Source organism: Rhizobium sp. CNPSo 3670, from assembly GCF_057784555.1.
Map to the genome: position 1 here is coordinate 70035 of NZ_JBXSOL010000005.1, position 24747 is coordinate 94781.

The 24747-nt window shown below is 62.5% G+C and carries 25 protein-coding genes; 16 read left to right on the forward strand and 9 right to left on the reverse strand.

Translation table 11 applies throughout. The features are described from left to right. The first annotated feature begins 35 nt into the window (after positions 1 to 35). From rhaS to AC13QO_RS06650, 8 genes are all read left to right on the forward strand, one after another. Positions 36 to 1031: a rhamnose ABC transporter substrate-binding protein gene (rhaS, locus tag AC13QO_RS06615; RefSeq protein WP_221156450.1), complete on the forward strand. Its 996-nt coding sequence runs from the start codon at positions 36 to 38 to the stop codon at positions 1029 to 1031. 72 nt (positions 1032 to 1103) lie between these two features. Then, entirely contained in the window at positions 1104 to 2639 is a 1536-nt protein-coding gene (locus AC13QO_RS06620) for a sugar ABC transporter ATP-binding protein (RefSeq protein WP_488540230.1), read from the forward strand. Positions 2640 to 2649: 10 nt separating this feature from the next. After that, entirely contained in the window at positions 2650 to 3651 is a 1002-nt protein-coding gene (locus AC13QO_RS06625; protein WP_488540231.1) for an ABC transporter permease, read from the forward strand. Next, on the forward strand, positions 3648 to 4655 hold the full coding sequence (locus tag AC13QO_RS06630) for an ABC transporter permease (protein ID WP_488540232.1): 1008 nt from the start codon (positions 3648 to 3650) through the stop codon (positions 4653 to 4655). Before AC13QO_RS06625 ends, AC13QO_RS06630 begins: the two co-directional genes overlap by 4 nt. Then, complete coding sequence (gene rhaM, locus AC13QO_RS06635; protein ID WP_097600811.1) at positions 4652 to 4972, forward strand: L-rhamnose mutarotase; 321 nt, start codon at positions 4652 to 4654, stop codon at positions 4970 to 4972. The genes AC13QO_RS06630 and rhaM overlap by 4 nt, the downstream gene beginning before the upstream one ends. Further along, entirely contained in the window at positions 4969 to 6348 is a 1380-nt protein-coding gene (locus AC13QO_RS06640) for an FGGY-family carbohydrate kinase (protein WP_488540233.1), read from the forward strand. Before rhaM ends, AC13QO_RS06640 begins: the two co-directional genes overlap by 4 nt. 81 nt (positions 6349 to 6429) lie before the next feature. Beyond that, the gene (locus tag AC13QO_RS06645) at positions 6430 to 7188 is read left to right on the forward strand and encodes a fumarylacetoacetate hydrolase family protein (protein WP_285195218.1); all 759 of its coding nucleotides are present in this window, start codon (positions 6430 to 6432) and stop codon (positions 7186 to 7188) included. 169 nt (positions 7189 to 7357) lie between these two features. After that, entirely contained in the window at positions 7358 to 8137 is a 780-nt protein-coding gene (locus tag AC13QO_RS06650) for an ABC transporter ATP-binding protein (protein WP_488540234.1), read from the forward strand. A gap of 9 nt (positions 8138 to 8146) precedes the next feature. Here AC13QO_RS06650 and mmsB read toward each other — a convergent pair whose 3' ends face one another. The 7 genes from mmsB to AC13QO_RS06685 form a co-directional block, all read right to left on the reverse strand. Continuing rightward, positions 8147 to 9028 carry a 3-hydroxyisobutyrate dehydrogenase gene (mmsB, locus tag AC13QO_RS06655; RefSeq protein ID WP_183701216.1) on the reverse strand — a complete coding sequence of 294 codons (882 nt, stop codon included), beginning with the start codon at positions 9026 to 9028 and terminating at the stop codon, positions 8147 to 8149. 9 nt (positions 9029 to 9037) lie between these two features. Beyond that, a complete protein-coding gene (locus tag AC13QO_RS06660) occupies positions 9038 to 10633 on the reverse strand; it encodes a GMC family oxidoreductase (protein ID WP_488540235.1) in 1596 nt (531 codons plus the stop codon). A gap of 62 nt (positions 10634 to 10695) precedes the next feature. Continuing rightward, positions 10696 to 11685 carry a branched-chain amino acid ABC transporter permease gene (locus tag AC13QO_RS06665; RefSeq protein WP_085781078.1) on the reverse strand — a complete coding sequence of 330 codons (990 nt, stop codon included), beginning with the start codon at positions 11683 to 11685 and terminating at the stop codon, positions 10696 to 10698. 1 nt (position 11686) lies between these two features. Beyond that, positions 11687 to 12574, reverse strand: a complete 888-nt coding sequence (locus AC13QO_RS06670; RefSeq protein WP_488540236.1) for a branched-chain amino acid ABC transporter permease — start codon at positions 12572 to 12574, stop codon at positions 11687 to 11689. Between the two features lie 4 nt (positions 12575 to 12578). Further along, complete coding sequence (locus tag AC13QO_RS06675) at positions 12579 to 13280, reverse strand: ABC transporter ATP-binding protein (RefSeq protein WP_488540237.1); 702 nt, start codon at positions 13278 to 13280, stop codon at positions 12579 to 12581. Next, the gene (locus AC13QO_RS06680; protein ID WP_221156434.1) at positions 13280 to 14062 is read right to left on the reverse strand and encodes an ABC transporter ATP-binding protein; all 783 of its coding nucleotides are present in this window, start codon (positions 14060 to 14062) and stop codon (positions 13280 to 13282) included. Before AC13QO_RS06680 ends, AC13QO_RS06675 begins: the two co-directional genes overlap by 1 nt. 5 nt (positions 14063 to 14067) lie before the next feature. Further along, entirely contained in the window at positions 14068 to 15273 is a 1206-nt protein-coding gene (locus AC13QO_RS06685; RefSeq protein ID WP_085781074.1) for an ABC transporter substrate-binding protein, read from the reverse strand. 175 nt (positions 15274 to 15448) lie between these two features. Here AC13QO_RS06685 and AC13QO_RS06690 point away from each other — a divergent pair, with 175 nt between their 5' ends. Continuing rightward, a complete protein-coding gene (locus AC13QO_RS06690; protein ID WP_097600826.1) occupies positions 15449 to 16396 on the forward strand; it encodes a LysR family transcriptional regulator in 948 nt (315 codons plus the stop codon). Here the strand turns inward: AC13QO_RS06690 and AC13QO_RS06695 are convergent, their stop codons facing one another. Then, positions 16397 to 16735: a cupin domain-containing protein gene (locus AC13QO_RS06695; RefSeq protein ID WP_097600895.1), complete on the reverse strand. Its 339-nt coding sequence runs from the start codon at positions 16733 to 16735 to the stop codon at positions 16397 to 16399. 171 nt (positions 16736 to 16906) lie between these two features. Between AC13QO_RS06695 and AC13QO_RS06700 the strand changes: the two genes are divergently transcribed. The 4 genes from AC13QO_RS06700 to AC13QO_RS06715 all read left to right on the forward strand — a co-directional run bounded on the left by AC13QO_RS06700 (position 16907) and on the right by AC13QO_RS06715 (position 20593). Then, entirely contained in the window at positions 16907 to 18094 is a 1188-nt protein-coding gene (locus AC13QO_RS06700; RefSeq protein WP_488540238.1) for an acyl-CoA dehydrogenase, read from the forward strand. 97 nt (positions 18095 to 18191) lie between these two features. Continuing rightward, positions 18192 to 18653, forward strand: coding sequence for a DUF4126 family protein (locus AC13QO_RS06705; RefSeq protein ID WP_488540239.1), 462 nt, complete (start codon positions 18192 to 18194; stop codon positions 18651 to 18653). After that, the gene (locus tag AC13QO_RS06710; protein ID WP_488540240.1) at positions 18650 to 20011 is read left to right on the forward strand and encodes an FAD-containing oxidoreductase; all 1362 of its coding nucleotides are present in this window, start codon (positions 18650 to 18652) and stop codon (positions 20009 to 20011) included. Before AC13QO_RS06705 ends, AC13QO_RS06710 begins: the two co-directional genes overlap by 4 nt. A 12-nt stretch (positions 20012 to 20023) precedes the next feature. Continuing rightward, positions 20024 to 20593 (forward strand): DedA family protein, encoded by a 570-nt coding sequence (locus tag AC13QO_RS06715; protein ID WP_488540241.1) that lies wholly within the window; start codon positions 20024 to 20026, stop codon positions 20591 to 20593. Between the two features lie 14 nt (positions 20594 to 20607). On the opposite strand, the gene AC13QO_RS06720 is transcribed toward AC13QO_RS06715, so the two are convergent. Further along, positions 20608 to 21651 (reverse strand): NAD(P)-dependent alcohol dehydrogenase, encoded by a 1044-nt coding sequence (locus AC13QO_RS06720; RefSeq protein WP_183701250.1) that lies wholly within the window; start codon positions 21649 to 21651, stop codon positions 20608 to 20610. Between the two features lie 495 nt (positions 21652 to 22146). Here AC13QO_RS06720 and AC13QO_RS06725 point away from each other — a divergent pair, with 495 nt between their 5' ends. From AC13QO_RS06725 to kdpA, 3 genes are all read left to right on the forward strand, one after another. Continuing rightward, the gene (locus AC13QO_RS06725) at positions 22147 to 22509 is read left to right on the forward strand and encodes a copper resistance CopC family protein (protein WP_488540242.1); all 363 of its coding nucleotides are present in this window, start codon (positions 22147 to 22149) and stop codon (positions 22507 to 22509) included. 326 nt (positions 22510 to 22835) lie between these two features. Next, positions 22836 to 22925, forward strand: a complete 90-nt coding sequence (locus tag AC13QO_RS06730; RefSeq protein WP_003547774.1) for a K(+)-transporting ATPase subunit F — start codon at positions 22836 to 22838, stop codon at positions 22923 to 22925. A 64-nt stretch (positions 22926 to 22989) separates the two neighbouring features. Further along, positions 22990 to 24693 (forward strand): potassium-transporting ATPase subunit KdpA, encoded by a 1704-nt coding sequence (gene kdpA / locus AC13QO_RS06735; protein WP_488540243.1) that lies wholly within the window; start codon positions 22990 to 22992, stop codon positions 24691 to 24693. Positions 24694 to 24747 lie beyond the last annotated feature (54 nt).

Consider the following 24747-nt stretch of genomic DNA (forward strand, 5'->3'; position numbering starts at 1 on the left):
GTGTGGAAGTCTAATCTTAATGGGAGGAAAGTGACATGAAATTCGCAAAGACACTGGCGCTCGGCGTAGCGCTCGCCGTCGCCATGATGGCCGGCACCGCCAGCGCCAAGGACATCAAGATCGGCCTCGTCGTCAAGTCGCTCGGCAACGGCTTCTTCGACGCCGCCAACAAGGGCGCGCAGGAAGCAGCCAAGGAACTCGGCGGCGTGGAGGTAATCTACACCGGCCCGACCTCGACGACGGCCGAGGGTCAGATCGAAGTCATCAACTCTCTGATCGCTCAGGGCGTTGACGCCATCGCCGTGTCGGCCAACGATCCGGACGCGCTCGTTCCGGCGCTGAAGAAGGCTACCCAGCGCGGCATCAAGGTCATTTCCTGGGATTCCGGTGTTGCACCCGAAGGCCGCATCCTGCAGCTCAACCCGTCGTCCAACGAGCTGATCGGCAAGATGTGCCTGACGCTCGCCAAGGATCATCTGGAAGGCGGCAAGGGCGACTTCGCCATCCTGTCGGCGACGACCACCTCGACCAACCAGAACATCTGGATCGACCAGATGAAGAAGCAGCTCAAGGATTTCCCGGGCCTCAACCTCGTCACCACGGTTTACGGCGACGACCTCTCGGACAAGTCCTATCGTGAAGCCGAAGGGCTGCTGAAGTCGTACCCGAACGTCAAGGTCATCGTCGCTCCGACGACGGTCGGCGTTCTCGCTGCTTCCAAGGTCGTCGAAGACAAGGGTCTTGTCGGCAAGGTCTACGTCACCGGTCTCGGCCTGCCGTCCGAAATGGCCGGCGCCATCAAGTCGGGCGCCACGAAGGAATTCGCCATCTGGAACCCTATCGACCTCGGCTACTCCGCCACCCAGATCGCCTATCGCCTCGTCAAGGGTGAAACCGACGGTAAGCCGGGCAGCGAAATCGAAGCCGGCCGCATGGGCAAGATCAAGGTCGGCGACAACGGCGAAGCCGCCATGGCCGATCCCTTCGTCTATAATGCCTCGAACATCGACCAGTTCTCCAAGGTCTTCTGATCCGAAGCAGCCGTATAAAGCCCGGCGGCCTGATAGCCGCCGGGATTTCTCATTCGACACTGGTAGAAGCTGATGAACGCTGCCTTTCAACAACCCGCCACGGACAGCAAAACCGGCGAAGCGCCCGCCATTCTGGAAATGCGCGGCATCTCCCAGATCTTTCCCGGGGTGAAGGCGCTCGACAATGTCAGCATTGCGCTCCATCCCGGTACGGTGACGGCGCTGATCGGCGAAAACGGCGCCGGCAAATCGACGCTCGTGAAGATCCTGACCGGCATCTACAGGCCGAACGAAGGCGAGATTCTCGTCGATGGCCAGCCGACGAGCTTCGCCAGCGCCCAGGCCGCGATCGACGCCGGAGTCACCGCCATCCATCAGGAAACCGTGCTGTTCGACGAGCTGACGGTTGCCGAAAACATCTTCCTCGGCCATGCGCCGCGCACGCGCTTTCGCACCATCGACTGGCAGGTGATGAACAGCCGCTCGAAGACGCTGCTGACCGCACTTGAAAGCAATATCGACCCGACGATCCGGCTGAAGGACCTCTCGATCGCGCAGCGCCACCTGGTAGCGATTGCCCGCGCTTTGTCGATCGAGGCCCGCATCGTCATCATGGACGAGCCGACGGCCGCCCTTTCGCGCAAGGAGATCGACGATCTCTTCCGCATCATCAAGGGCCTGAAGGAGCAGGGCAAGGCGATCCTGTTCATCAGCCATAAGTTCGACGAGCTTTACGAAATCGCCGACGATTTCGTTGTCTTCCGCGACGGCCGCGCCGTCGGCCAGGGGCGGCTGAAGGAAACGCCGCAGGACGAAATTGTCCGCATGATGGTCGGCCGCGACGTCGAAAACGTTTTTCCGAAGATCGAGGTTGCCATCGGCGGCCCGGTGCTCGAAGTCGAAAAATACAGTCACCGCACCGAGTTCCGCGACATTTCGCTGACGCTTCGCAAGGGCGAGATCCTCGGCATTTACGGCCTGATCGGCGCCGGCCGCTCGGAATTGGCGCAATCGCTCTTCGGCATCACCAAGCCGCTCTCGGGGCGGCTGACGCTCGAGGGCCGGGAAATTTCGATCCATTCGCCGCATGATGCCATCAAGGCCGGCATCGTCTATGTGCCGGAGGAGCGCGGCCGCCACGGCCTGGCGCTACCGATGCCGATCTACCAGAACATGACGCTGCCGTCGCTGACACGGACCTCGCGCAAAGGTTTCCTGCAGGCGGCGGAAGAACTCGCGCTCGCCCGCAAATATGCCGAGCGGCTGGATCTGCGCGCCGCAGCCCTCTCCGTCCCGGTCGGCACCCTGTCGGGCGGCAATCAGCAGAAGGTCGTCATCGGCAAGTGGCTCGCCACGATGCCCAAGGTCATCATCCTCGACGAGCCGACGAAGGGCATCGACATCGGCTCGAAGGCTGCCGTCCACGGCTTCATCAGCGAGCTTGCCGCAGAGGGCCTCTCGATCATCATGATCTCTTCCGAACTGCCCGAAATCATCGGCATGTCGGACCGGGTGCTTGTCATGAAGGAAGGCCTGTCCGCCGGGCTCTTCGAGCGCGATCAGCTTTCGCCGGAAGCGCTGGTGCGCGCGGCGACCGGAAATGCATGAGGTGATGAGCATGGCCAAACTGATCAAAAAACGCGAAAACCTGCTCTTTGCCATCATCGTGGTAATGATTGCCGCCTTCTCGACGCGGGCCGCCGATTTCGCCACACCGGACAATCTCGCCGGCATCTTCAACGACACCGCGATCCTCATCATCCTGGCGCTTGCCCAGATGACGGTCATCCTGACGAAATCGATCGATCTCTCGGTTGCCGCCAATCTCGCCTTCACCGGCATGGCAATCGCGATGATGAACGCGGCCTTTCCGGGCCTGCCGCTGATCGTGCTGATCCTTGCGGCGGTGGTGATCGGCGCGGCCCTCGGCACTATCAACGGCTTCCTCGTCTGGCGCCTCGAAATCCCGCCGATCGTCGTCACCCTCGGCACCCTCACCATCTATCGCGGCATGGCCTTCGTGCTGTCGGGCGGCGCCTGGGTGAACGCACACCAGATGACGCCGACCTTCCTCGCCGTTCCCCGCACGCCGATCCTCGGCCTGCCGGTGCTGAGCTGGGTTGCGATCGTCATCGTCGCGCTGATGTATATGCTGCTGCGCTACAGCCAATTCGGCCGCGCTGCCTATGCGACCGGCGGCAATCCAACAGCGGCCGTTTATGCCGGCATCGATACCGGCCGGACGAAGTTCCTTGCCTTCGTGTTGTCGGGCGCGCTTGCCGGCCTCTCCAGCTATCTCTGGGTGTCGCGTTACGCGGTCGCCTATGTCGATATCGCCAACGGCTTCGAACTCGACAGCGTCGCGGCCTGCGTCATCGGCGGCATTTCGATTGCTGGCGGCGTCGGCTCGGTCGCCGGCACGGTGCTCGGCGCACTCTTCCTCGGCGTCATCAAGAACGCCCTGCCGGTCATCGGCATTTCGCCCTTCACGCAGATGGCGATCTCCGGCACCGTCATCATTCTCGCCGTCGCCTTCAACGCCCGGCGTGAGCGCAACCGGGGCCGCATCATCCTGCGCGACCGCGCCGCAGCCGAAATCAGAACGGAGGCCGCAGCATGAGCACCGCATCCACCTACGAAAAGCGCGTCATCCCCGACCGCCTCGGCACGCCCTTCCGCCGCATCGTCGCAAGCTGGGAAGTGCTGCTCTTTGGCGTCGCCGTCCTGATCTTCATCTTCAATTCCCTGGCCTCGCCCTATTTCCTCGATGCCTGGAACCTGTCGGACGCCACCTTCAACTTCACCGAAAAGGCAATGATCGCCTTCGCCATGGCGCTGCTCGTCATCTCAGGCGAGATCGACCTCTCGGTGGCCGCGATCATCGCGCTCGCCTCGACGGCGATGGGCGCGGCAGCACAGGCCGGCATCGGCACGCCGGGCCTGGTGCTGATCGGCATCGGCACCGGCCTTGCCTGCGGCATCTTCAACGGCGTGCTCGTTTCGGTGCTGAAGCTGCCGTCGATCGTCGTCACCATCGGCACGATGAGCCTGTTCCGCGGCATTTCCTATATCGTGCTCGGCGACCAGGCCTATGGCAAGTATCCGGCCGACTTCGCCTATTTCGGCCAGGGTTATGTCGTCTGGGTGTTCTCGTTCGAATTCGTGCTGTTCATCGTGCTGGCGATTCTCTTCGCCATCCTGCTGCACGCGACGAATTTCGGCCGGCAGGTCTATGCGATCGGCAACAACGATTTCGCCGCCCGCTTCTCCGGCATTCCGGTCGAACGCGTCAAATTCATTCTCTTCCTGCTGACCGGCATCATGAGCGGCATTGCTGCCGTTTGCCTGACCTCGCGCCTCGGCTCGACCCGGCCGTCGATCGCCCAGGGCTGGGAACTCGAAGTCGTCACCATGGTCGTTCTCGGCGGCATCTCGATCCTCGGCGGCTCCGGCACGATCGGCGGCGTCGTCATCGCCGCCTTCGTAATGGGCCTCGTCACCTTCGGCCTCGGCCTCTTGAACGTGCCCGGCATCGTCATGTCGATTTTCATCGGCCTGCTTCTGATCATCACCATCGCCATCCCGATCCTCGCCCGCCGCATCAAGCTCATGAGCTCCCGATGACCCTGGAAAAACACGCCTTCAAGATGCAGCTCAATCCCGGAATGGAAGCCGAATACCGCAAGCGGCATGACGAGATCTGGCCGGAACTGGTCGATCTCCTGCATCAGTCGGGCGCCAGCGACTATTCCATCCATCTCGACCGCGAGACCAATACGCTGTTCGGCGTTCTCACGCGGCCAACCGATCACACGATGGCGAGCTTGCCGGACCATCCTGTCATGAAGAAATGGTGGGCTCATATGGCCGATATCATGGCGACCAATCCGGATAATTCGCCCGTTCAAAGCGACCTCGTCACCCTCTTCCATATGCCATGACCGCCAGCTCCTACCGCCGCATCGCCGTCCTCGACATCGGCAAGACCAATGCCAAAGTCGTCGTGCTCGACAGCGCGACCGGTGCCGAAATTGCCGTCCTGAAGCGGCCGAACATTGCGATCAAGAAAGGTCCCTACCCGCATTACGATATAGAGGCGCTCTGGTCCTTCGCCCTCGACGCGCTGAAGAGCCTGGCGCGGGAACCCGGCTTCGATGCCATTTCGATCACCACCCATGGCGCCGCAGCCGCGCTGCTCGACCGCAATGGCGCGCTCGCCATGCCTGTGATCGATTACGAACACGAATATCCTGAGGCGATCCGCGATTCCTATACCGCTTTGCGTCCCTCCTTCGCCGAAACCTTCTCGCCGCGCCTGGCGATGGGCCTCAATGTCGGCGCGCAGCTGCACTACCAGAAGAGCGCCTTTCCGGAAGACTTCGCCGAGGTCGCAACCATCCTCACCTATGCGCAATACTGGACGGCGCGACTGACCGGAGTCGCCGCCAATGAACTGACGTCGCTCGGCTGCCACACCGACCTCTGGAACCCGAAAACATCAAGCTATTCCTCGCTCGTCGACCGGCTCGGCATCCGCGATCTGATGGCGCCGATCCGTTCCGCCTTCGATGCGCTCGGCCCGGTCCTGCCCGAGATTGCCGCCGCGCTCGGGCTTTCAGCGCCGGTGCCGGTCTATTGCGGCATCCACGATTCCAACGCCTCGCTGCTGCCGCATCTGGTTCATCGCGAAGCGCCCTTCGCCGTCGTCTCCACTGGCACGTGGGTGATCAATTTCGGCGTCGGCGGCGAGCTCGACCATCTTGATCCGAGCCGCGATGCGCTTGCCAACGTCGACGCCTATGGCCGCGCCGTTCCCTCCTCGCGTTTCATGGGCGGGCGGGAATTCGAAATTCTTTCGGCCGAGATCGGTCCGGTGGATGACGAGGCCGCCTGGGCTGCGATCGGTGCGGTGATCGGCAAGGGCATGATGCTGTTGCCCAACGTCGCCCCCGGCTCCGGACCCTTTCCCGGAAAGGCAAGCCGGTGGATCGGCGCGGAGGGAGCAGGCCGCGAGGCGCGTCATGCCGCTGCCTGTCTTTATCTGGCGCTGATGACCGATGCCTGCCTCGGGCTGATCGGCGCCAAGGGCCCTGTTGTCGTCGAAGGGCCTTTTGCCCTGAACGAACCCTATCTTAAGCTGCTCGCCGCCCTCACCGGCCGTGTTGTTGTCGCCCATCCAGGCTCCACCGGCACCAGCCAGGGGGCTGCACTTCTGACTGGCATCAGGCCAGTCTCCGGTGCCGAGACACATGTTCCGCCGTCCGAAATTGCCGGGTTGAAGGTCTATCGCGATCGCTGGTTCGCGGAAATGGAATAGGAGCTTTTCCTGCAACGCCCCCTTGTTCCTCACCGGCTTGCGGTTAGTGTGACGCCTCGAAACTCAGGTCCGGGAGACAGCATGACAGAAGCATTCGATCCGCGCGCCCTAGCAGCCAGGCTTTACAGTCTGCGGCGGGCCGGCAGACAGGAGGCGACCAGCGCCTTTCTGTCGCCTGCCGACCTCCAACAGGCGATGGAAGCGCAGCATTTTCTCGCCGCGGCCGACGGCATTTCCAGCAATGCATGGAAGGTGACGGTTTCGCCGCAAGGCCAGGCCGTCAGCGGTCCGCTGCATCCCTATGCCGAAGCCGTCTCAGGTGCTGAAATCCCCTGGTATCCAGGGCTGAAATTCGAAACCGAGATCGCCGTGCGCCTCGGCAAGGACCTGCCGATCCGCGCGGGCAAGCCGTACAGCCGCGCCGACGTGGTCGAGGCGATCTCCGCCGTCCATCTCGGCGCCGAACTGCTGATCAGCGCCGTCAGGGAAAGCGGCAGCGTTTCCTTCCTGCTGTTTGCCGCCGACCGCCTCGGCAACAGCGGCTATGTGCTCGGCCCGAGGCTCGACAACAGCCTTGTTGATACCGCCGGCGGCACCCCGCTCAAGGTCACGCATGCCGGGCGCACCATCTATGACGGCCCTGCCCAGCATCCGAAGGGCGACGTTCTCACTTGGCTCGTCGACTACGCCAATGACGGCTTGCGTCCGCAAACATCACTTAAGGCAGGCGCGCTGATCACAACGGGCACGTTGAGCGGCGCGATCGAACTGGCCGAACCCGGCGAGATCGACATCCTTTTCGGCGATGCCAGGCTAAGTTTTTCGGTATCGAAGACATGATGAACGTTGATTATACCCGCGGCCGCGGCAATTCCCCGCGGTCTCACCTTCTCCAGAGAAAAGGTAAGTTGACAATCCAGGTTTAGTTTTGCAGGAACCGGGTGTGGATGGGAGGCCGATGCATGTCAGAGGCACTCCCCAACCTGCAGCGCCGAACCCGGAGCAGACCATGCCGTCGTCTTTCCTTGCCCTGTCGGGAATCACCTATGCCATCGGCCCGAAGCCAATCCTCTGCGGCATCGACCTGACCCTTGAAGCAGGCCGCATCTACGGGCTGGTGGGGCCGAACGGGTCCGGCAAGAGCACGCTTTTGAAGATCATCGCCCGCCAGACCGGGCCGCAATCCGGCACCATTACCTTCGGCGGCAGGGCGGCGGCTGACTGGGGGGCGCGGGAATTTGCCCGGCACGTGGCCTATATGCCGCAATTCACGCCGGCGACCGACGGGATGTCTGTGCGGGAACTGGTGGCGCTTGGCCGTTTTCCCTGGCATGGCACGCTCGGCCGCTTCACCGCGACGGATCACAGCAAGGTGGAGGAGGCAATCGCCCGCACCGAGCTTCAGGATTTTGCCAATCGCCTCGTTGCCGACACGTCCGGCGGCGAGCGCCAGCGCGCCTGGATTGCCATGATGCTCGCCCAGGATGCCCGCTGCCTGATGCTCGATGAACCGACATCGGCGCTCGACCTCGCCCATCAGGCCAGCGTCCTCTCCCTGGTACAGCAACTCAGCCATGAACGCGGGCTGACCGTCATCATCGTGTTGCACGATATCAATCTCGCCGCCCGCTACTGCGACGCGATCGTCGCACTGAACCGCGGCCGGATCACGGCCGAAGGCACGCCCGGCGAGATCATGCAGGCCGAGAAGCTGCATTCGATTTTCGGCGTCGGAATGGGCGTCTTCGCGCATCCGGTGCGAAACGAGCCGGTCAGCTATCTCTTATAGGCCGCCGCCTCACACCTTTTCGCGGAACATCTCGATGATGGCGGAGAAATCCCGACCGCCGTTACCCTGCTTTTCGAAGAGCGAATAAAGCTGCGCTGCCTCCGCGCCCAGAGGCGTCGAGGCGCCGCTTGCCAGCGCCGCCTCCTGCGAGAGCTTGAGATCCTTTAGCATCAGCGCCGCGGCGAAACCCGGCTTGTAGCCGTTGTTGGCGGGCGAGGTCGGCACCGGCCCGGGCACCGGGCAATAGGTATTGATCGACCAGCACTGGCCTGATGAGGTCGAGGCGACGTCGAACAGAGCCTGATGCGAGAGGCCGAGTTTTTCGGCCAGCACGAAAGCCTCGCAGACGCCGACCATCGAGATGCCGAGGATCATATTGTTGCAGATCTTCGCCGCCTGGCCAGCGCCGGCCTCGCCGCAATGGACGATCCTCTTCCCCATCGCCTCGAGGATCGGCTTCGCCCGCGCGAAGGCTTCGTCCGAGCCGCCCGCCATGAACGTCAGCGTGCCCGCGCTCGCCCCACCCGTACCGCCGGAGACGGGCGCGTCGAGCGACAGGCAGCCTGCGGCCTTGGCCATTTCATGCGCCTTGCGGCTGCTTTCCACATCGATTGTGGAGCAATCGATGACCAGCGTGCCCTGCGCAGCGGTCTGCAGGATATCGGTCCAAGCCGTCAGCACATGCCGGCCCTGCGGCAGCATCGTGATGATGATCTCCGCGTCCTTGACCGCTTGGCTGGCATGGCTTGCCGGCTTGACGCCGCTTGCCTCGGCCGCCTTCAGCACCGAAGCAGCGAGATCGAAGCCAAGGACCTCGTGGCCTGCCTTGACGAGATTGGCCGCCATCGGGCCGCCCATATTGCCGAGGCCGATGAATGCAATCTTTGCCATGGTCTTCTCCTATCGATTGTCTTCGAGGATCATCGCCGCCGCCTTTTCGGCGATCATGATGGTCGGCGAATTGGTGTTGCCCGAGGTGATCGACGGCATCACCGAGGCGTCGGCGATCCTGAGCTTGCCGAGCGCCCTTAGTTTCAGCCTGGGATCGACGACGCTGTCCCGGTCGGCCCCCATACGGCAGGTACCAACCGGATGAAAGATCGTCGTGCCGATATCGCCCGCCGCCCGCTCCAGATCGGCCTCCGTCTGGTAGTTCGGCCCGGGCTTGAATTCTTCCGGCCTAAAACGGGCGAAGGACGGCTGCGCCACGATCCTGCGCGTCAACCGTATTGAACGGACAGCTATGTCACGGTCGCGCTGCGTCGAGAGGTACTTCGGGCTGATGGTCGGCTGGGCGGCGAAATCCGGGCTCGACAGGTGCACCGAACCGCGGCTTTCGGGCCTCAGATTGCAGACGCTGGCAGTGATCGCCGGGAAAGGATGGACCGGATCGCCGAACTTCTCCAGCGACACCGGCTGCACATGATATTGCAGATCCGGCGTTTCCCGGTCCGGGCCTGACCGGGTGAAGATGCCGAGCTGGCTCGGCGCCATCGCCATCGGGCCGGAGCGGCGGACGAGATATTCGAGCCCGATCGCCGCCTTGCCGATCAGCTTCGTCGCCTTCTCGTTCAGCGTCGGAACCCCGGTCACCTTATAAGCCAGGCGCAGTTGCAAATGATCCTGCAGGTTCTCGCCGACCGCCTTTACCTCGGTGACCACATCGACACCCGCCTGCCGCAGAACTTCGCCCCTGCCAATGCCCGATAGCTCGAGAATATGCGGCGAACCGATGGAACCGGCCGAAAGCACCGTTTCTTTCGCCGCATAGGTGCGCTTCGCAGCGCCCTGATGCTGGAATTCGACGCCGACGACGGCCCCCTCCTCCACCAGCAGCCGCCGGACCTGCGCCTTGGTCAGCACCGTCAGGTTGGCGCGCCGCATCGCCGGGCGCAGGAAGGCCTTCGACGTGTTCCAGCGAATGCCGGAGCGCTGGTTGACGTCGAAATAGCCGGAGCCTTCGTTGTTGCCGCGGTTGAAATCCTCTGTCTCCGGAATGCCGGCTTCCCTCGCCGCCTGCTGGAAAGCGTCCAGCACGGCCCAGCGCACACGCGCCTTCTCGATGCGCCATTCGCCGCCGGCCCCATGCATCTCGTCTTCGCCGCGGTAAAAATCCTCTGACTTGCGGAAGAAGGGCAGAACATCGTCCCATCCCCAGCCGGTGCAGCCCATCTGCCGCCAGAGATCGTAATCGCGCGCCTGCCCGCGCATATAGATCATGCCATTGATCGAAGAGCAGCCGCCGAGCACTTTTCCGCGGGGATAGCTCAGCGCCCGGCCGTTCAGCCCGGCTTCCGGCGCGGTGGTGAAGCACCAGTCGGTGCGTGGATTGTTGATGCAATAGAGATAGCCGACCGGGATGTGGATCCAATGGTAGTTATCGCTGCCGCCCGCTTCCAGCAACAGCACGCGGCTCCTGCCATCGGCGGATAGCCGGTTGGCGAGCACGCAACCGGCACTGCCTGCCCCGATGATGATGTAGTCGTAGCGGTCCATGCCCCTCACGAAACTCCAGATGCTTGACGCCTGCCTCTGCCCGCGCTGCGGGAGAGGAGAGGTCAGCGGCGATAGACGAAGCCCAGCTTCCGCCCCAGTCGCGAAGCGTAGAATTCGCCGATAATGCCGCGGCGGAAGATCAGCACGCAGACCATGAAGACGACGCCGGTGATGATCGTCACCGGGAATTCCGAGGTGGCGAGGTAGTTTTCCAGCGCCACCACCAACCCAGCACCGAAAAGCGGGCCGATCAACGTGCCGATACCGCCGAGCAGTGTCATCAGGATCACCTCGCCCGACATCTGCCAGGCGACGTCGGTGAGCGTCGCGAACTGGAAGACGATCGATTTCACCGCGCCCGCCAGCCCGGCCAGCGCCGCCGACATGACGAAAGCGCCGAGCTTGTAGCGCGCAACCGAATAGCCGAGCGAGATCGCCCTTTGCTCGTTTTCGCGGATCGATTTCAGGATCATGCCGAAGGGCGAATTGATGAAACGCCAGATAATCAGCACGCCGATAATGAACACGGCGAGCACGAAATAATACATGTTGGTCGAGCTGTTGAGATCGATGACGCCGAAGAGATGGCCGCGCGGCACCGACTGGATGCCGTCTTCGCCCTCAGTGAACTTCGCCTGCAGGCAGAAGAAGAAGAACATCTGCGACAGTGCCAGCGTGATCATCGCGAAATAGATGCCCTGGCGGCGGATGGCGAAGAAACCCATGACGAGGCCGAGGAACGCAGCGCCCGCCACGCCAATCAGAATGCCGAGCTCCGGCGGCAGCCCCCATGACTTTACCGTATAGGCGGTAAAATAGGCCGCCCCGCCGAAGAAGGTGGCATGGCCGAAGGAAAGCAGGCCGGTATAGCCGAGCAGCAGGTTGAACGCGCAGGCAAACAGCGCGAAGCACAGCAGCTTCATCAGGAAGATCGGATAGAAGAAGAACGGGGCGAGCAGCAGAAGCAGCAGCCCCACGAGAAGGAAGCCGGCCTGGACCGACAGAGCGGTTCGGCTTTTTTCAGTTCGGATGGTTTCGGTGATGTCAGCCATGTCAAGCATCCCGGCCGAAAAGGCCCGCGGGCCTGATGAGAAGCACGATCGCCATGATGACGAAGATCACGATGTTGGAAGCCTCGGGATAGAAAACCTTGGTCAGTCCCTCGGCGATGCCGAGCACGTAACCGGTGATGATCGCGCCCATGATCGATCCCATGCCGCCGACGACGACCACGGCGAAAACGACGATGATCATGTTCGAGCCCATCAGCGGCGAGACCTGATAAATCGGTGCGGCCAGCACGCCGGCAAAGGCCGCAAGCCCGGCGCCAAGCGCGTAAGTGAGCGTGAGCAGCACCGGCACGTTGACGCCGAAGACCTGCACCAGGACCGAGTTTTCGGTGGCGGCGCGAAGATAGGCCCCGAGTTTGGTCTTCTCGATCAGCAGCCATGTTCCGAGGCAGACGACGAGCGAGACGACGACCACCCAGCCGCGATAGATCGGCAGGAACATGAAGCCGAGATTGGCGCCGCCTGCAAGGGCTGGGGGCGTCGCGTAGGGCTGGCCGGACGAGCCGTAGAGATAGCGGAAGGTGCCCTCGACGGCGAGCGCCAGCCCGAAGGTGAAGAGCAGGCCGTAGAGCGGATCGAGATCGTAGAGCCGGCGCAGGAACAGCCGCTCGATGATCGCGCCGGCAAGTCCGACGATGACGGGCGCCAGGATCAGCGACGGCCAGTAGCCGATGCCAGCATAGGTCAAAAACAGATAGGCGACGAAGGCGCCGAGCATATATTGGGCGCCATGGGCGAAGTTGATCACCCTTAGAAGGCCGAAAATGATCGCGAGGCCGAGGCTGAGCAGCGCATAGAAGGAGCCGTTGATCAGGCCGATCAGAAGCTGGCCGAGCAGCGCCTGCAGGGGAATGCCGAAGATCATCGTCATCTGGTCACACTCCCAGAACCTTGTGCAGCGTATCCATACGCTGCGGCAGTTCGCCGACCGGGAATTCCGACACCATCTGCCCATGATCCATCAGATAGAAGCGATCGGCAATACGGCTGGCGAAGCGGAAGTTCTGCTCGACCAGCAGGATCGTCATGCCGCGCTCCTTGAGTTTCTTCAGCACCTCGCCGATGCGCTGGACGATGACGGGAGCAAGCCCTTCCGTCGGTTCGTCGAGGATCAGCAGCCGCACGCCGGTGCGCAGGATACGCGCGATCGCCAGCATCTGCTGCTCGCCGCCTGATAGTTTGGTGCCCGGGCTGCCGCGGCGCTCGTAGAGATTGGGGAAGAGCTCGTAGATCTCCTCGAGCGTCATGCCACCGCTGGCAACGACCGGCGGCAGCAGCAGATTTTCCGAAACGGTGAGCGTCGAAAAGATACCGCGCTCCTCCGGCACGAAGCCCATGCCGCGATGCGCCGTCTTGTGCAGCGGCACATGCATCATGTCGCTGCCGGCAAAGCTGATCCTTCCCTTGCGGGTTCGCACGATGCCGGTGATGGTGCGCAGCGTCGTCGTCTTGCCGACGCCGTTGCGACCGAGAATGGTGATCGTCTCGCCCTCGCCGACAAGCATGTCGACGCCGTGCAATATATGGCTTTCGCCGTACCAGGCGTTGAGGCCCTGAACTTCGAGGAGAGCGGCCATCAGTGCTCCTCCGTGCCCATGTAAGCCTCGCGCACGCGCTCATCCTGACTGACCGTGGCATAGTCGCCCTCGGCAAGGATTTCACCGCGCTGAAGCACGGTGACGTGCTGGCAGATATTGGCGACGACGGAGAGATTGTGCTCCACCATCAGCACCGCCCGATCGCGGGCGACATCGCGGATGATCGCCGAGACGACGCCGACATCCTCATACCCCATGCCGGCCATCGGCTCGTCGAGTAGCAGCACTTTCGGGTCGAGCGCCAGCGTCGTGGCGATCTCCAGCACGCGCTTGCGGCCATAGGAAAGATCGGCGGCGAAATGGTCGCGCTCCTTGGAAAGGCCGACGCTCGCAAGCAGCTGTTCGGCGCGTTCGTTCAGCCGGTCGAGTGCCGACAGCGGCCGCCAGAATTGCGTCGACAGATGGTTCGGCCGCTGCAGCGCCACACGCACATTGTCGAGGACGGAAAGGTGCGGGAAGACCGCCGAAATCTGGAAGGAGCGCACCAGCCCCATGCGCGCCACCCTGTCGGGCGGCGTGTCGGTGATATCGGTGTCCAACAGGGTGATGGTGCCAGCCGTCGGCTGCAGGAACTTCGTTAGCAGGTTGAAGACCGTGGTCTTGCCGGCGCCGTTCGGGCCGATCAGCGCATGCACGCTTGCGTCGTGCACGTCGAGATCGACATTCTTGACGGCGGTGAAGCCGCCGAAATCGCGGCGCAGGCCGCGGGCGGACAATACCACCCGCGGCTTTTCCTGAGTTTCAATCGCGGAAACCGCCATCGTGCTTACTTCACCAGATCGCAGCCGCTCTTGGCGGGATCGATATAGGCGTCCTTGCCGGGAATGGTCGCGAGAACGTTGAAGTAATCCCACGGCTCCTTGCTGTCGGCCGGCTTCTTGACCTGCAGCAGATACATGTCATGGATCATGCGGCCGTTGGCGCCGACCGTGCCGCCGCGGCCGAAGACGTCGTCAACAGGCATCTCATGCAACTGCTTGGCGACGGCTTCTGTCTCGTCGGTGCCGGCTTTCTGCACCGCCTTCAGATATTGCGTCACCGCGGAATAGGTGCCGGTATGGATCATATTCGGCATCTTGCCGGTGCGGTCAAAGAACTTCTTGGCGAAGGCGCGGCTTTCGTCGTCGCGGTTCCAATAGTAGCCCTCGGTCAACGTCAGGCCTTGAGCCGCTTCGAGACCGAGCCCATGGACTTCGGCCAGCGTGAAGAGCAGCGCCGCCAGATGCTGGCCACCTTGGGTAATGCCGAATTCGGCTGCCTGCTTGATGGCGTTCGAGGTATCGAGGCCGGCATTGGCAAGGCCGATCACCTTGGCGCCGGATGATTGCGCCTGCAGCAGGAAGGAGGAGAAGTCCTGGGTCGACAGCGGATGGCGGACGGCACCGACGACCGTACCGCCACTCGCCTTGACATATTCACTGGTCTGCTGCTCCAGCGAGTAACCGAAGGCGTAGTCGGCGGTCAGGAAGAACCAGCTGTCGCCGCCCTGCTTGACGAGCGCACCGCCGGTGCCGACAGCGAGCGCGTGGGTGTCATACGCCCAGTGGAAGCCGTAGGGCGAGCAGGCCTTGCCGGTGAGATCCGTCGTCGCAGCACCGGTGACGATATCGATCTTCTTCTTCTCCTTGGCGATCGCCTGCACGGCGAGCGCTACGGACGAGGTCGTCAGTTCCATGATCGCATCCACCTGCTCGGTGTCATACCATTGGCGGGCGATGTTGGAGGCGATATCCGGCTTGTTCTGGTGGTCGGCATCGACGATCTCGACCGGAACGCCGAGCACCTTGCCGCCGAAATCCTCGACCGCCATCTTGGCCGCCTCGACGGAAGACTTGCCGCCGAAGTCGGCATAGACGCCCGATTGATCGTTCAGGATGCCGATCTTGACCTTGCCATCGGTCGCGCTCTGCGCGAGCACCGCTGTGCTGCTCGCAAGCAGAAATGCAACTGATGCAACGAGATTCTTACGCATATTCTCTCCTCCCAGAGATGAGCCAGATTGCGGGTCTGTTCAGATTTGGCCAGCCGCACTCCTCAGAGCGGCCGAGCCTTGGCCTACGATCACGGAAATTCCGCATTGAAGCAACGGGTGGTTTACAACTAATTCCAAACAGTATCTGTTCGTTTTTGCACAGATAGGGACGGCGATGACCAATCCACCGCAGTTTACTTGGGATGATCTTCAGTTTTTTCTAGCGGTCGCCCGTACCGGACAGCTCTCGACGGCGGCCCGGCAGTTGCGCTCCAGCCATGCCACCGTTTCGCGACGTATCGACCGGCTGGAATTTACCCTCAAGGTCAAGCTGTTTGAGCGCAATCCGCGTGGTTACGTGCTGACTGCCATGGGCACGCGTTTCATCGAGACGGCCGAGCGGATGGAGCAGGAGACCGAGCGGCTGCGCGCCGACCTTGCCGATGGCTCGATGGCGCAGCGCGGCCTGGTGCGCCTCAGCGCGCCCGAGGGCTTTGCCAATTTCTTCTTCGCCACCGTGCTGCCGCGCTTTGCCGCCCAGCATCCGCATCTTTCGCTCGAGCTGGTGACAATCCAGCAGATCATGTCGCTGTCGCGCAAGGAGGCCGATCTTTCCGTTGTGCTCGACGAGCCGAAAGGCGGGCCTTATTACGCTGAAAAGCTGACCGACTATCACCTGCAGATCTACGGCTCGCGCGACTATCTGGCAAAGGCGCCTGATATCACCAGCCGCGAAGATCTGCTTCAGCATCCCTTCGTTAGCTATATCGAGGAAATGATTTTTGCGCCGGGGCTGGATTATCTCAGCGATGTGCATCCGCGCATCAAACCGCAGTTCCAGAGCTCCAGCATTTTCGCGCAGCTAACCGCCACCCGAAACGGCCTCGGCCTATGCATCCTGCCCTATTTCTTCGCCAGCCGTTATCCCGAACTCGTGCGCGTGCTGCCCGAGGAAATCGACCTCAAGCGCCATTACTGGATTACCTGCCATCGCGACCTGAAACAGGCGCCGCGTGTGCGGGCCGTTATCGACTTTCTGCGAGAGGCAGTGCGCGGCGAAGATGCGCGCTTCGTGCCGCCTTTTGTCGCCAACGCCCCGCGCCAACCAGAATCCGAAACGTGATTACTTGAGAAACTCTGCCCGGTGCGGCGTGAAGGTATCGATCAGCCGGCCCTTTTCCAGTGCCTTGACGCCATGGACGAGATTGGGCGGCACGATGAAGCTGCCACCCTGCCGCAGCAGTTCAGTGCGGCCATCGATCGTCACCTCGAAGCTGCCTTCGGCGACATAGCTTGCCTGGATGTGCGGATGCGAATGGGCTGCACCGACGGCGCCGCTTTCGAACGCCACTTCCACCATCATCATCTCGGGCAGATAGGTCATGATGCGCCTGGTGACGCCCGGCTCCGGATTGACCCATTGGGCACCTTCGGCCGACACGAACAGATCGCTTGACGACATTTCCGCCTCCTCATTCCAGAATCGAACGCGGGCAAACTGGATCATGCCGCGGCGTTTGAAAAGATGGTGCGGCTCGTCTTTTAGACGCGAGCGCCCGCTGTTGACGCCATCGGCCGGGGGGTCTATGGCCAGTTTGAAGGCAAGCCTGATGAATGGTGAGGAGACGCCGCCATGCAGCATACGCGCGAGGTTTTCGACTGGGCCGACCCATTCCGCCTGGTGGAGCAGCTGACCAATGAGGAGCGTATGGTGCAGGATACCGCCCATGCCTATGCGCAACAAAAACTCGCTCCTCGCGTCCTCGACGCCTTTCGCAATGAAAAGACCGATCCCGCCATCTTCCGCGAGATGGGCGAACTCGGCCTGCTCGGCCCGACGATTTCGCCCGATTATGGCGGCGCCGGCCTCGGTTATGTCGCCTACGGCCTGATCGCTCGCGAGGTCGAACGGGTCGACAGCGGCTATCGTTCGATGATGAGCGTGCAGTCCTCGCTGGTCATGGTGCCGATCGAAACCTTCGGCTCAGAGGCACAGAAAATGAAATACCTGCCGAAGCTAGCGGCCGGCGAATGGATCGGCTGCTTCGGCTTGACCGAGCCGGATCATGGCTCCGACCCCGGCTCGATGGCGACACGCGCCAAGAAAGTCGACAGCGGCTACAGCCTGACCGGCTCGAAGACCTGGATCTCGAATGCGCCGATCGCCGATGTCTTCGTCGTCTGGGCAAAGACCGAGGACGGCCTCATCCGTGGCTTCATCCTCGAAAAGGGCTGGAAAGGGCTTTCCGCGCCGGCCATCCATGGCAAGGTCGGCTTGCGCGCCTCGATCACGGGCGAAGTGGTGATGGATGGAGTTTTTGTGCCGGAGGAAAACCTGCTGCCCGGCGTCACCGGCCTCAAGGGGCCGTTCACCTGCCTCAACTCGGCCCGCTTCGGCATTGCCTGGGGCGCACTTGGTGCGGCCGAGGATTGTTATGCGAGGGCCCGGCAATATACGCTGGAGCGCAAGCAGTTCGGCCGGCCACTCGCCGCCAACCAGCTGATCCAGAGGAAACTCGCCGATATGGCCGCGGAAATCGCGCTCGGCCTTCAGGGCTGCCTGCGGCTCGGCCGGATGAAGGAGGAAGGCCATCCGCCGGTGGAGCTGACCTCGATCCTCAAGCGCAACAGCTGCGGCAAGGCGCTTGACATGGCGCGCGCCGCCCGCGACATGCTCGGCGGCAACGGCATCTCCGACGAATTCGGCATCGCCCGCCATCTCGTCAACCTCGAAGTGGTCAACACCTATGAGGGCACGCACGACATCCACGCGCTGATCATCGGCCGTGCGATCACCGGCATCGCCGCCTTCGCGAACTAAGTCAGCGGCGTCGGTCAGCGCTGGCGAATTGCCACGCGCCTGACAATGTGCGACCTTCCCTGGCTGCGGCACACGGCCGGCAATGAGGGGATCGCGCATGTTTCTGCTTCTTGCATTGGTGATCGGTGTCATCTCTGGCCTTCGCGCCATGACGGCGCCGGCCGCCGTAGCCTGGGGCGCGGCGCTCGGCTGGTTCGACGTGTCGCAGACGCCGCTTGCCTTCATGGGCTACCGGTGGACGCCTTGGATTTTCACCCTTCTCGCCGTCGTTGAACTCGTCACCGACCAGCTGCCGTCGACGCCGTCGCGCAAGGTACCGGTGCAGTTCTCCGCCCGCATCGTCACCGGAGCACTTGCCGGCGCCACTATCGGCGCAGCCAGCAGCCTGCTCTTCGGCGGGCTGATCGCCGGGGTGATCGGCGCCGTCATCGGCACCTATGGCGGCGCCGCGCTCCGCGCCAGGCTTGCCGCCGCCTTCGGCAAGGATCTGCCGGCCGCCCTCATCGAGGATGCCGTTGCCGTTGTCGGCGCTCTATTAATCGTGGGAGCCGTATCATGAAGAGCTTCGACGCCATCGTTATCGGCGCCGGCCAGGCCGGCCCGTTCCTCGCCGCCCGCATGGTCGAAAAGGGCATGAAGGTAGCGCTGATCGAACGCAAATTTCTGGGCGGCACCTGCGTCAATGCCGGCTGCATGCCGACCAAGACGCTGGTCGCCAGCGCCCGCGCTGCCCATGTCGCAAGAAGTGGTGCCGCCTACGGTGTCAATATCCCCGGCGAAATCGCTATCGACATGAAGGTGGTGAGAGCCCGGGCGGAAACCGTGACGATGAATGCCCGCAACGGCCTGATCGGCTGGTTTGACAGCATGGAGGGCATGAGCGTGATCTACGGTCATGCCCGTTTCGAGGATGCGAAAACCATCCGCGTCAACGGCGAGACGCTGACGGCGCCGCACATTTTCCTCAATGTCGGCGCGCGGCCCGTCATCCCCGAACTGCCGGGTATCGACGATATCGATTACCTCACCAGCACGTCGATCATTCATCTTGACACGCTGCCGCGGCACCTTGCGGTGATCGGCGGCAGCTATATCGGGCTGGAATTCGCGCAGATGTATCGCCGCTTCGGCGCCGAAGTCAGCGTCGTCGAGCACGGCCCGAAGCTCGCATCACGCGAGGACGAGGATATATCGGACGCGATCGCCGACATCCTCCGTTCCGAAGGCATTGCAGTCCACACCGACGCCGGCGACATCGCCTTTGCCCGAAACGGAAGCGGAGTGAGCGTCACCGCCGGCGCGGCGAAGATTGAAGCAAGCCATGTTCTGATCGCCACCGGCCGCCAACCGAATACCGACGACCTCGGCCTCGATGCCGCCGGCGTGGCGACGGATAAGCGCGGCTACATCACCGTCGACGACAAGCTTGCCACCAATGTCGAGGGCATCTTTGCGCTCGGCGACTGCAACGGCCGCGGCGCCTTCACCCATACCTCCTACAATGATTTCGAGATCGCCGCCGCCAACCTCCTCGATGGCGACGACCGCAAGGTCTCGAGCCGCATCCCGGCCTATGCGCTCTATATCGACCCGCCGCTCGGTCGCGTCGGCATGACGGAGAAGCAGGCGCGTGCATCCGGCCGCAGGATCATGGTCTCGACCCGGCCGATGAGCCGCGTCGGCCGCGCCAATGAACGCGGCGAGACCAAGGGCTTCATGAAGGTGATTGCCGATGCCGAGACCAAAGAGATCCTCGGCGCGGCGATCCTCGGCATCGAAGGCGACGAGGTGATCCACGGCCTGATCGATGCGATGAATGCCGGAACCACCTATCCCGCACTGAAATGGTCGGTGCCGATCCATCCGACGGTGTCGGAGCTGATTCCGACCCTGCTTGGGGATCTGAAGCCGGTTTAAGGCCAAGAACGCGTGTCCATCGAACTACTGATCGAAAATTATGGCCTGCTGGCGATCTTTCTGGGCGCCGCCTTCGAGGGCGAAACCGCGGCTTTTCTCGGCGGCGTGATTTCCCACCGCGGGCTGCTGTCCTATTGGTCGGCGTCGCTCGCGGCCGTCGCAGGCTCCTTCGCCGGCGATCAGTTCTGGTTCTTCGCCGGCCGCTATGCTGGGCAATGGGCTGCCGTCCGCCGGCTGATGGAACGACCCGCGCTCGCCCGTGCGACACGGCTGCTTGAAAAATATCAGACCGGCTTCATCCTGGCGTTCCGTTTTCTCGTCGGCTTGCGCACGATCAGCCCGATCGTCATTGGCACGACGCGGATAACGACCGGTAAATTCGTCATCCTGAATGCGGTAGCCGCTCTGGTGTGGGGGCAGCTCTTCACAGCACTCGGTTATCTGTTCGGCAACGGCATCCAGCAGATACTGGGCCACCTTCCCCTGCACCGGCATCTGCTGATCGCCGTCGCGGCCGCCGCTGTCGTCGCAGCCGCGGCTCTACTCTTTCGCAGGATGAAACCAAGCGGCAGGCATCCGTAAAGGCGCTGCGGCGCCTATTCCATAACGATCTGCAGCTTCACGTCGCTCGGCCGGGCTTCGACGGCGCGGTCGAATGCCTTGACCGAATCTTCGAACTTGAACGTCTCGGAGATCAGTGGCTTCAGATCGACCCGGCCCGAACCGAGCAATGCGATCGACCGCTCATATTGGTGAGCATAGCGGAACACCGTTTCGATGCGGATTTCCTTGGTGGAGGCCATCGAGACGTCGAAGCCGATCGGGTTCACCGGCAGGCCGACGGCGACGATGACACCGCCCGGGCGCGGCAGCGCCACGATCGTCTCCCAGGCCTTCGGCGACCCGGAGCATTCGAAGACGACATCCGCACCCCAGCCGTCGGTCAGCCGACCGACCTCTTCGGCCAGGTTCTTCTCGCGGATGTTGACCGGGATGACACCCTGATATTGCGCGGATATATCGAGCTTCGGCTGGGCGAGATCGGCAACGATCGCGCGAGCGCAGCCGCCGGCAAGAGCGGCAATCGCGACCATCGTGCCGATCGGCCCGGCGCCGAGCACGACGGCAGTATCGCCGGGCGCGATCTTCGCCTTGGCTGCCGCCTGCATGCCGACGGCAAAGGGTTCCACCATCGCGCCTTCCGCGAAGCTGACGTTGTCGGGCAGCTTGAAAGTATAGTTGGCCGGATGCACCACTTCGGGCGTCAGTACGCCATGGATTGGCGGTGTCGCCCAGAAGCTGACGGCAGGATCGATATTGTACATGCCGAGCCTGCTCGCCTTCGAGTTCGGATCGGGAATGCCGGGCTCCATGCAGACACGGTCGCCGATTTTCAGATGTGTCACACCGGCCCCGACCTCGACCACCGTGCCGGCCGCCTCATGGCCGAGCACCATCGGCGCGTTGACGACGAACGGGCCGATCTTGCCGTGGGTGTAATAATGAACGTCCGAACCGCAGACGCCGACAGTATGAATCTTGATCCTCACCTGCCCTGGCCCTGTCTCCAGCGGCAGATCGATATCGCGCAACGCAAGCTCATGCTGGCGCTCCAGCACCAGCGCACGGACTTTGGTCATTGTCGGTTTCCTTCCCTATGGCCCCGAAGATTCAGAGGTGCCGTTGAGGCGACTATAAGACCGCAGGGCGCTTCGATTCAACCGCCTGAGTAAGCTTTTGCCCATCACGCGACGAAATGCTCATGTGCGTAGCCCGAAAGATAAGCGCCGATAAACCTCCGTATGATTCCGGAAGAGCACAGCGCGCGGTACAGTCTTACTCGTGAGCCACGGCAAGGCGGGAAGGCGACAAGTGATGAAGCATGATAACGACAATGTCGGCGGAAGCCGGCTTTCCCAGAGGATGCTTAGACCGCTTCGAAAATTCTGGCGCAGACTGGTGGCCGATTTGAACGCCGCCCTTCGCAGAGACAACCCGGGGCAGCCAATGCGCGTCATTCTGCGGACGCGGGATCGAAATCGCCCCCGGCAGCGTTGATAGCATGCAGCCCGCATGGCGTGGCGGGAGCATGACGGCTCCCGGCGCCAATGGCTCGGCAATATAGGAAGGCCATCATGAAGTCGGTCGTGTCATTCTGCCTGTTCGCATCCCTTCTTTTCGCCGGCAACCAGGCGGCCGCGGCCCTCGAACAAGCGTCGCTGCCCCCGCAGCAGCAGGAACAAGAGCTCGTGCCGGCCAATGTCGAGCTTACCTTCAGCGGTCCCGTCGATCTTGCCCGCTCGACCGCCACCTTGCTCGATGCCCAAGGCAGGGCGCTCCCCCTCGGCAAGCCGTTCCTATCCGGCCCCGAAGGATCCATATTCAAGATCCCTCTCGATCCCGCAATGGCGCCCGGCCTCTATACCCTCGACTGGCGCGTCCTCTCGATGGACGGCCGCAGCGCCGAAGGCCGCTACCAGTTCCGGGTCGACCCTTGAATTTCAAGATCGCGCCCTGCTCTCGTTCCCGCTGCAGCCGCCTGAAAGCATTTATAAGATTTTTATATTGATGCGGTTTCGGCCGTCTCGAACCTTTATGCGCTCCGGCTCCATATTGGTACCCGAGAGATCGAAGGATCCTCTCCACGCCAGACAGCATAAAAGGCAGTCTCCAACGGCGGCGCCCTTTGTCTTGTCTGACTCCAACAAGAACAACATGAGTCACGATCATGATGGATACCATTCTGCTCGGCACAGCGATCCTATTCTTCGCGCTGTGCTTTGCCTATGTCGCAGCCTGCGACAAGCTCTAAGGAGAAGCGACGATGACCCTCGATTATGTCCTGAGCGGCGCCGTAACCGTGTTTCTCACCGTTTATCTCACCTACGCTCTCTTACGCCCAGAACGCTTCTGAACCGGCGCTTGCGAGGCCGCGCTGCGCGACCGAGAACCAGCCGGGTATTGAAAGTTTTAGCTCCATGACCCTCAACGGATGGCTTCAGATCCTGCTCTATTGCGGGATCGTCCTTTTGCTCGTCAAACCGCTCGGCGGCTATATGACGCGCGTCTATAACGGCGAGCGAACGTTCCTCTCGCCCGTCCTCGTCCCGATCGAACGCGGACTTTACCGTATGGCCGGCACCGGCGAAGGCGAGGAGCAGCATTGGACCTCCTATGCCTTGGCGATGCTGATGTTCAACCTTCTCGGCGTCCTCCTCCTCTACGCGTTGATGCGCCTGCAGGGCGTTCTGCCCTATAATCCGGCCGGCATGGCCGCTGTTCCGCCCGACCTTTCCTTCAACACCGCCGTCAGCTTTCCCACCAATACCAACTGGCAGAACTACGGCGGCGAAAGCACCATGTCGTATCTGACGCAGATGGCCGGCTTCACGGTGCAGAATTTCCTTTCCGCCGCCACCGGCATGGCCATCGCCGTCGCCTTCATCCGTGCCTTCGCACGGGCGTCCGGCAAGGCGATCGGCAATTTCTGGGTCGATATGATCCGCGGCACGCTCTACATCCTGCTGCCGATCTGCATCGTGCTGACGCTCGTCTTCGTCTATCTCGGCGTACCGCAGACGCTCGGGCCCTATGTCGACGCGACGACTCTCGAAGGCGGCAAGCAGACGATCGCGCTCGGCCCGGTCGCCTCGCAGCTCGCCATCAAGATGCTCGGCACCAATGGCGGCGGCTTCTTCAACGCCAATTCGGCCCATCCGTTCGAAAATCCCGATGCGATTTCCAACCTCATCCAGATGGTTTCGATCTTCGCGATCGGTGCGGCTCTGACCAACGTCTTCGGCCGCATGGTCGGCAACCAGCGCCAGGGCTGGGCGATTCTGGCCTCGATGGGCGCGCTGTTCGTCGTCGGCGTCGGCATCACCTATTGGGCCGAAGCGGCCGGCAATCCGCTGATGCATGGCTTTGGCCTCGCCGGCGGCAATATGGAGGGGAAAGAAGTCCGCTTCGGCGTCGCGCTGTCCTCGCTCTTCGCCGTCATCACCACCGCCGCCTCCTGTGGCGCCGTCAACGCCATGCATGGCAGCTTCACCGCGCTCGGCGGCCTCATTCCGCTGATCAACATGCAGCTCGGCGAAATCATTGTCGGCGGTGTCGGCGCCGGCTTCTATGGCATCCTGCTGTTCATCATCGTCGCCGTCTTCGTCGCCGGGCTGATGGTCGGGCGTACACCGGAATATCTCGGCAAGAAGATCGAGGCGAAAGAAATGAAGATGGCCGTTCTCGCCATCCTCTGCCTGCCGCTCGCCATGCTTGTTTTTACCGCCATAGCCACGGTGCTGCCCTCCGCTGTCGCCTCGGTCGGCACTCCCGGACCGCACGGCTTCTCCGAGATCCTCTATGCCTACACCTCGGCTGCGGCCAACAACGGTTCGGCCTTCGGCGGTCTCACAGGCAATACGCCCTGGTACAATGTTACGCTTGGAATCGGAATGCTTGCCGGCCGGTTCCTGGTCATCATCCCGGCGCTCGCCATCGCCGGTTCGCTCAACGCCAAGAAGACGATTCCGGCCTCGGCAGGCACTTTTCCGACCGACGGTCCGCTCTTCGTCGGCCTGCTGATCGGCACGATCCTGATCGTCGGCGGCCTGACCTTCTTCCCGGCGCTGGCCCTCGGTCCAATCGTCGAACACCTGGTCGCGATCGCCGGACAGAGCTTCTGAGGCGATGCCGTAACCCACATCCCCAGGTTTCCTTGTCGTCCTCGTTTCAAAGCT

What these genes read in the sequence shown, in the direction of transcription:
- rhaS (WP_221156450.1), top strand. Translation starts at nt 36, where the DNA reads ATGAAATTCGCAAAGACACTGGCGCTCGGCGTAGCGCTCGCCGTCGCC.
- AC13QO_RS06620 (WP_488540230.1), top strand. Translation starts at nt 1,104, where the DNA reads ATGAACGCTGCCTTTCAACAACCCGCCACGGACAGCAAAACCGGCGAA.
- AC13QO_RS06625 (WP_488540231.1), top strand. Translation starts at nt 2,650, where the DNA reads ATGGCCAAACTGATCAAAAAACGCGAAAACCTGCTCTTTGCCATCATC.
- AC13QO_RS06630 (WP_488540232.1), top strand. Translation starts at nt 3,648, where the DNA reads ATGAGCACCGCATCCACCTACGAAAAGCGCGTCATCCCCGACCGCCTC.
- rhaM (WP_097600811.1), top strand. Translation starts at nt 4,652, where the DNA reads ATGACCCTGGAAAAACACGCCTTCAAGATGCAGCTCAATCCCGGAATG.
- AC13QO_RS06640 (WP_488540233.1), top strand. Translation starts at nt 4,969, where the DNA reads ATGACCGCCAGCTCCTACCGCCGCATCGCCGTCCTCGACATCGGCAAG.
- AC13QO_RS06645 (WP_285195218.1), top strand. Translation starts at nt 6,430, where the DNA reads ATGACAGAAGCATTCGATCCGCGCGCCCTAGCAGCCAGGCTTTACAGT.
- AC13QO_RS06650 (WP_488540234.1), top strand. Translation starts at nt 7,358, where the DNA reads ATGCCGTCGTCTTTCCTTGCCCTGTCGGGAATCACCTATGCCATCGGC.
- mmsB (WP_183701216.1), bottom strand. Translation starts at nt 9,028, where the DNA reads ATGGCAAAGATTGCATTCATCGGCCTCGGCAATATGGGCGGCCCGATG.
- AC13QO_RS06660 (WP_488540235.1), bottom strand. Translation starts at nt 10,633, where the DNA reads ATGGACCGCTACGACTACATCATCATCGGGGCAGGCAGTGCCGGTTGC.
- AC13QO_RS06665 (WP_085781078.1), bottom strand. Translation starts at nt 11,685, where the DNA reads ATGGCTGACATCACCGAAACCATCCGAACTGAAAAAAGCCGAACCGCT.
- AC13QO_RS06670 (WP_488540236.1), bottom strand. Translation starts at nt 12,574, where the DNA reads ATGACGATGATCTTCGGCATTCCCCTGCAGGCGCTGCTCGGCCAGCTT.
- AC13QO_RS06675 (WP_488540237.1), bottom strand. Translation starts at nt 13,280, where the DNA reads ATGGCCGCTCTCCTCGAAGTTCAGGGCCTCAACGCCTGGTACGGCGAA.
- AC13QO_RS06680 (WP_221156434.1), bottom strand. Translation starts at nt 14,062, where the DNA reads ATGGCGGTTTCCGCGATTGAAACTCAGGAAAAGCCGCGGGTGGTATTG.
- AC13QO_RS06685 (WP_085781074.1), bottom strand. Translation starts at nt 15,273, where the DNA reads ATGCGTAAGAATCTCGTTGCATCAGTTGCATTTCTGCTTGCGAGCAGC.
- AC13QO_RS06690 (WP_097600826.1), top strand. Translation starts at nt 15,449, where the DNA reads ATGACCAATCCACCGCAGTTTACTTGGGATGATCTTCAGTTTTTTCTA.
- AC13QO_RS06695 (WP_097600895.1), bottom strand. Translation starts at nt 16,735, where the DNA reads ATGTCGTCAAGCGATCTGTTCGTGTCGGCCGAAGGTGCCCAATGGGTC.
- AC13QO_RS06700 (WP_488540238.1), top strand. Translation starts at nt 16,907, where the DNA reads ATGCAGCATACGCGCGAGGTTTTCGACTGGGCCGACCCATTCCGCCTG.
- AC13QO_RS06705 (WP_488540239.1), top strand. Translation starts at nt 18,192, where the DNA reads ATGTTTCTGCTTCTTGCATTGGTGATCGGTGTCATCTCTGGCCTTCGC.
- AC13QO_RS06710 (WP_488540240.1), top strand. Translation starts at nt 18,650, where the DNA reads ATGAAGAGCTTCGACGCCATCGTTATCGGCGCCGGCCAGGCCGGCCCG.
- AC13QO_RS06720 (WP_183701250.1), bottom strand. Translation starts at nt 21,651, where the DNA reads ATGACCAAAGTCCGTGCGCTGGTGCTGGAGCGCCAGCATGAGCTTGCG.
- AC13QO_RS06725 (WP_488540242.1), top strand. Translation starts at nt 22,147, where the DNA reads ATGAAGTCGGTCGTGTCATTCTGCCTGTTCGCATCCCTTCTTTTCGCC.
- AC13QO_RS06730 (WP_003547774.1), top strand. Translation starts at nt 22,836, where the DNA reads ATGACCCTCGATTATGTCCTGAGCGGCGCCGTAACCGTGTTTCTCACC.
- kdpA (WP_488540243.1), top strand. Translation starts at nt 22,990, where the DNA reads ATGACCCTCAACGGATGGCTTCAGATCCTGCTCTATTGCGGGATCGTC.